General features: G+C 33.5%; 5 protein-coding genes. 4 read left to right on the top strand and 1 reads right to left on the bottom strand.

Features of this window, described 5'->3' with window-relative positions; all coding sequences use genetic code 11:
- The first annotated feature begins 380 nt into the window (after positions 1-380).
- The 4 genes from ACKI67_RS05215 (at position 381) to asd (ending at position 4,796) form a co-directional block, all read left to right on the top strand.
- Positions 381-1,598, top strand: coding sequence for an aspartate kinase (locus ACKI67_RS05215; protein ID WP_407462364.1), 1,218 nt, complete (start codon positions 381-383; stop codon positions 1,596-1,598).
- Between the two features lie 277 nt (positions 1,599-1,875).
- Positions 1,876-2,769 carry a 4-hydroxy-tetrahydrodipicolinate synthase gene (gene dapA / locus ACKI67_RS05210; protein WP_407462362.1) on the top strand — a complete coding sequence of 298 codons (894 nt, stop codon included), beginning with the start codon at positions 1,876-1,878 and terminating at the stop codon, positions 2,767-2,769.
- Positions 2,770-2,866: 97 nt separating this feature from the next.
- A complete protein-coding gene (dapB, locus tag ACKI67_RS05205; protein ID WP_407462361.1) occupies positions 2,867-3,685 on the top strand; it encodes a 4-hydroxy-tetrahydrodipicolinate reductase in 819 nt (272 codons plus the stop codon).
- A 61-nt stretch (positions 3,686-3,746) separates the two neighbouring features.
- On the top strand, positions 3,747-4,796 hold the full coding sequence (gene asd / locus ACKI67_RS05200) for an aspartate-semialdehyde dehydrogenase (RefSeq protein ID WP_407462360.1): 1,050 nt from the start codon (positions 3,747-3,749) through the stop codon (positions 4,794-4,796).
- A 148-nt stretch (positions 4,797-4,944) separates the two neighbouring features.
- Here the strand turns inward: asd and ACKI67_RS05195 are convergent, their stop codons facing one another.
- On the bottom strand, positions 4,945-5,124 hold the full coding sequence (locus ACKI67_RS05195; protein WP_407462359.1) for a hypothetical protein: 180 nt from the start codon (positions 5,122-5,124) through the stop codon (positions 4,945-4,947).
- Between the last annotated feature and the right edge of the window lie 332 nt (positions 5,125-5,456).

Genomic DNA, 5,456 nt, shown 5'->3' with positions numbered 1-5,456 from the left:
AAACACTTAAGAAATAAAATTGCTGGTTACATTACTAGATTAGTAAGACAACAAGCAAACCAAGCTTAATTTTATTTTTTACTTTTTTTAAGATTAATTAACTTTAATCTTCTACTTATTTTTATAAATTTTTTAACTGTTTTTCCATTTATGATCTAAATTTATTTTTGATAAATTTATTAAATTGGTTATTTTACCATATTAACTATTTCTAATGGATTTTTATTAAAAAATAAGTAATTTTTATTAAAAAAATCATTAGCAAATAAATAAATTTATAAATACCATTTTATAATATATAATAATGGATGATAGTTTAAAATATAATTTTGTGAAAATATTATTTTAATTTTTAATTTATTTAAAAGGTGTGTAAACAAATGGAATTAATTGTGGCCAAATTTGGCGGTACTTCGATTGGAAATGGACAAAGAATTAGAAAAGCTGCACAATCTATCGTAAATGCATATATGGAAGGAAAGAAGGTTGTGGTTGTTGTATCAGCTATTAACAAGACTACTGATGATTTAGTAACTATTGCTGATGAATCCATTGGAAAAGAAGTAACCGAAAAGCAATTGGCGGAAATTTTATCCATGGGTGAGAGAACCAGCATTAGAGTATTTTCATCAGTCTTGGAATCCTTAGGCGTAAAATCTGAATACATAGACCCAAGTCATGATTTATGGCCTGTCATAACTGATGACAACTATGGAAAAGCTCAAATTGATTTTGAAAGAACTGAAGAGCAATCTCAAGGACTTTTAGGACTTTTAGAGCAAGGAATTATTCCAGTTGTCTGTGGATTCTTAGGAAGAACTGAAAATGGAGAAGTCACCACCTTAGGAAGAGGTGGAAGTGATGTAACTGCATTCCTATTAGGTCATTGCTTAAATGCAGATAATGTGATCATCGTTACCGATGTGGATGGAGTAATGTCCACTGATCCAAGAAAAATCAATGAAGCTGAAAAATTGGATTACATCTCTGTTGAAGAGATGAGAGATTTAGCTACTCACGGAGCACAAGTTTTACACCCTCATGCTTTAAGATTTAAAGATCCTGAAATAAAAGCAAAGATTATTAGCTTTGAAAAAGGTGATTTGTCTGACCCTGGGACTGAGATTGTAGGTCCCTTTGAAGATTCCATGAACAAATCAGTATGTTTGCATCCGGAACCTATATCTGTAGTTGCTTTGGTTGGAGAGGATTTGCTCAATCAAATTGGGCTCCTTGCAAAAATGACCACTTTAGTAGCGGAAGCTAACATTAACATTTATGGTATTTCTGCAGGTCAAAATTCAATTACCTTATTCTTGGATAAATGTGATGCTGATGAAGCATATCATTTATTGCACAACTTAGTCATTGCTGAAGACAGTTTAAGTTCAATATCCTTAGGTAGGGACATTGCTATGTTAACCATGATTAATCCGGACTTTATTGAAACTCCTGGAGTAATCACTGAAATCACTAATCCACTTAAGGAAGCACACATAAACATCGTTGAAATCTCATCCTCCCAAACTGCAATTGTCTTATTTATTAACTGGGAAGATGGTAAGGTAGCATACGATTTAATAAAGGGAGTTTTATAACTCTCGCTTTTATTATTTTAATCTTATAAAGAGGCATTTGCTTTTATTTTCATTAAAGGGAAGTAATTTGCTTCTATCGTTTTTTGTAACTAATTCCAATGCAATCATTGGGGTTTCGTAAAAATATTTGGTTTTTATTTCTACGAACTTTAATGGATTAAGTATTGAAATTGCTATGACTTTTTAAAAATTAAAATTTAATTAAAAATAAAACTTAAATCAAAATTATAAATTAGAATTATAAATTAAACAATTATATAGTAAATAAGGTGTTATTATGCGTTTTGAAGGTACAGCTGTTGCTATGGTCACTCCTATGCTTGAGGATGGATCCATAGACGAAGAAGGATACAGACAAAATATTAACTGGTTGATTGAACAGGATGTAGACGGTTTAGTTGCTGCAGGTACCACTGGTGAATCTGCTACTTTATCCCATGAAGAACACAGAAAAGTTCTTGACATCATGATTGATGAAGCAAATGGCAGAGTAACCACCATTGCTGGAACTGGAAGTAACGCAACTTCTGAAGCATTGGACTTAACTAAATATGCAGATGATGCTGGAGCAGACATGGCTCTTTTAATCACTCCATATTACAACAAACCACAACAACACGGTGTAATTGAACATTATACCCAAATTGCAAATCAAGTGGACATTGACTTGATCACCTATAATGTTCCATCCCGTACCAGTTTGGATATGGCTCCAGAAACCATTGTGGAACTTGCAAAAGTGGACAACATTTCTGCATTGAAAGAAGCTTCCTCTGATGTTGACAAAGCATCCAAAACCATGAAACTCTTAAGGGATGAAGGATTGGAAGATGAAATTGTAATCTTATCTGGTAGCGATGAATTGACCCTTCCTTTAATGTCCATTGGTGCAAGAGGAGTAATCAGTGCATCTGCAAACATCGACCCAAGAACTATGGTTCAAATGGTAAACTGCATCTTAGACGGTGACTATGATAAAGCGATGGAATTGCATTACAAACAATATGACTTGATCAAAGCTTTATTCATTGAAACCAGCCCAGCACCTGCAAAAGAAGCATTGAAAATGATGGGAATGCCTGCAGGTCCATTAAGATTACCTTTAGTTCCTATGTTGGAAGAGAACAAAGCAATCTTAAGAAAAGCATTGGAAGATGCTGGAATTATATAATTTTATTTCTTATTTGGAATTTAGGGCAAGTTCCTATTTTCTAATATTATTTTTTTGAATTTTTTAATATTAACCAAATTAATTAATAGATGATATTATGATAAAAGTTGCTGTAACTGGAGCTGCTGGAAGAATGGGCTCCGGAATTATAAGAAAAATCTCAGAGCAGGATGATATGGAAGTTGTAGCTGCTATTGAAATGCCAAACACCCCTTTAGCAGGTGTAGATGCTGGTGAAAAAGCAGGTATCGGTAATATTGGAGTTCCTATTGTCGGTTCAGAGGATTTGGAAAAAGCATTGAAAGAATCTGGAGCTGAAGTCTTAGTTGACTTTACCATTGCTCCTGCTGCTGTTGAAACCATTAAAAGAACTGCTGACTGTGGAGTAAACCTTGTTGTTGGAACAACTGGTTTTACTGAAGAGCAAGCACAGGGAAATGCAGATGTAATCAAGGAAAAGAACATCAAAGCAGTTATTTCCTCTAATTTCTCAATTGGAGTAAATGTATTCTTTAAGGTCTTGAAGGACTTGACTCCTATATTGAATGACTTTGATATTGAGATTATTGAAGCTCACCACAATCAAAAGGCAGATGCTCCTTCCGGAACTGCTATGACCGCTTTTGAAGTTATCGCAGATGCTTTGGAAAGAGACCCTGAAGAAGTGGGAGTCTATGGCAGACAAGGTCAAGTAGGTAAAAGAACCAAAGAGGAAATCGGATTGCATGCTGTACGTGGTGGAGACATTGTAGGAGACCACACTGTATTGTATGTTGGCGATGGTGAAAGATTAGAAGTAAAACACATGGCACATACTAGAGAAGTATTCATTGCTGGTGTTATCAGAGCTTTAAGATTCGTAGGTTCAGCAGAACCTGGAAAAGTAAATGACATGTCTGATGTTTTAGGAATTTAATTTTAATTCTTCTTTCTTTTAGAAAAAAATAAATAAAATTATAATTATTGAGATGATTTAAATGGTAAAAGTAGGTGTACTTGGTGCAACTGGAATGGTAGGTCAAAGATTCATCCAATTGTTGGCTGATCATCCTGATTTTGAAATTGCTGCACTTGCAGCATCTGGAAGATCTGCAGGCAAAAAATATGAAGACGCTACCACTTGGTATATGAATAGTGAAATGCCTGAATCTGTAAGAGACATTACTGTAATTGAAACTGACCCTGCACAGATGGATAAGGATGTTGAAATAGTGTTCTCTTCACTTCCTGCTGATTTTGCTGCAAAAGTCGAGCCAGAATTTGCAAAGGATTTTGTTGTGGCATCAAATGCTAGTGCGATGCGTATGAAAAAGGACATTCCTTTAGTGATTCCTGAAGTCAACCCACAATTCTTGGACATGATTGAAGCACAACAGAAAAACAACAACTGGGATGGTTTCATTGTAACTAACCCTAACTGTTCAACCATTGCCTTGACATTGACATTAAAGCCAATTTATGACAACTTCAACATTAACAGAATTTATGTATCTACCATGCAAGCTGTTTCAGGAGCAGGTTATAATGGTGTTCCTTCAATGGCTATTGTAGATAACTTGGTTCCATACATTGGCGGTGAAGAGGAAAAGATGGAAAGCGAAACATTACATCTTTTAGGTTCACTTGATGGTGGGGAAGTAAAACCAGCAAACTTCTCATTAAGTGCATCCTGTCACAGAGTTCCTGTTATTGACGGTCACACTGAAGCAGTATTCGTTGAGCTTGATGATGAGGTAGACACAGATAAAATCAAAAAGACAATGGCTGACTTTAGAGGACTTCCTCAAGAATTAGGTCTTCATTCCGCTCCAGAACAACCTGTCATAGTCAAAGAGGAAGATGACAGACCTCAACCAAGAATGGACAGAATGGCTTATGGTGGTATGGCTGCGACCGTTGGTAGAGTCAGAAAAGATCAAGCATTTGATAACAGCTTCAAATATGTTCTTGTAGGACATAATACAATTAGAGGTGCTGCTGGCGCTTCTATTTTGAATGCTGAATTGATTAATAAACAAATATTATAATATTTTTTATTAATTCTTTTTTTTACTTTTTTTTTTAATTATTTTTAAATCTTTTTTTATTGATTTTTTAGAGTGTTTCGTAAAACTATTTTTAATGAACTAAATTAAACATTAAGAAAAAGAAAAAAAATAAGTGAATTTGATTCACTTATTTTATGGTTATTTTTGCTTTTTTGCTTGTTGCTTTGTAGTATTTGTTTCCTGCAAACTTGATAACTGCGTTGTAGTTTCCTTTTTTCTTTAGATCTTTGATTTTAACAGTACCATTTGCAACGAATAAAAAATATAAAAAATAGCTAATTGACAATCTACGCAAGCTGCCATCCATATTATCCCCCTTCAAATGTGTTTAAAAATGGAATCAAAAGGCAAGCTCTATTGGATTATAGGATCCCTTATGAATTTGACTATTGTAAAAATATCACCTATTCGAAGGAGAGATTAATCTCTTCAGTTTAGTAAAACTTTGGTTTAATAAACTAAATTAAATAAAATGTTTTAATTAAGAAATATAATGAATGTCTAATAAAACTGATGTTTGATTAAGTCAATACATATAAATAATATTAAATTTAAAAGTAATATTAGTTTCTTAAATAGATTTTAACGTATCAATTAACTTATTAAAAGTGAAAATATGGGATTTAAAGACAAATTATT

This window comes from Methanobrevibacter sp. (assembly GCF_045577275.1).
Lineage (GTDB): Archaea > Methanobacteriota > Methanobacteria > Methanobacteriales > Methanobacteriaceae > Methanobrevibacter.
Note: the sequence above shows the minus strand (reverse complement) of the source record. Positions and strands in the feature narration are given on the sequence as shown.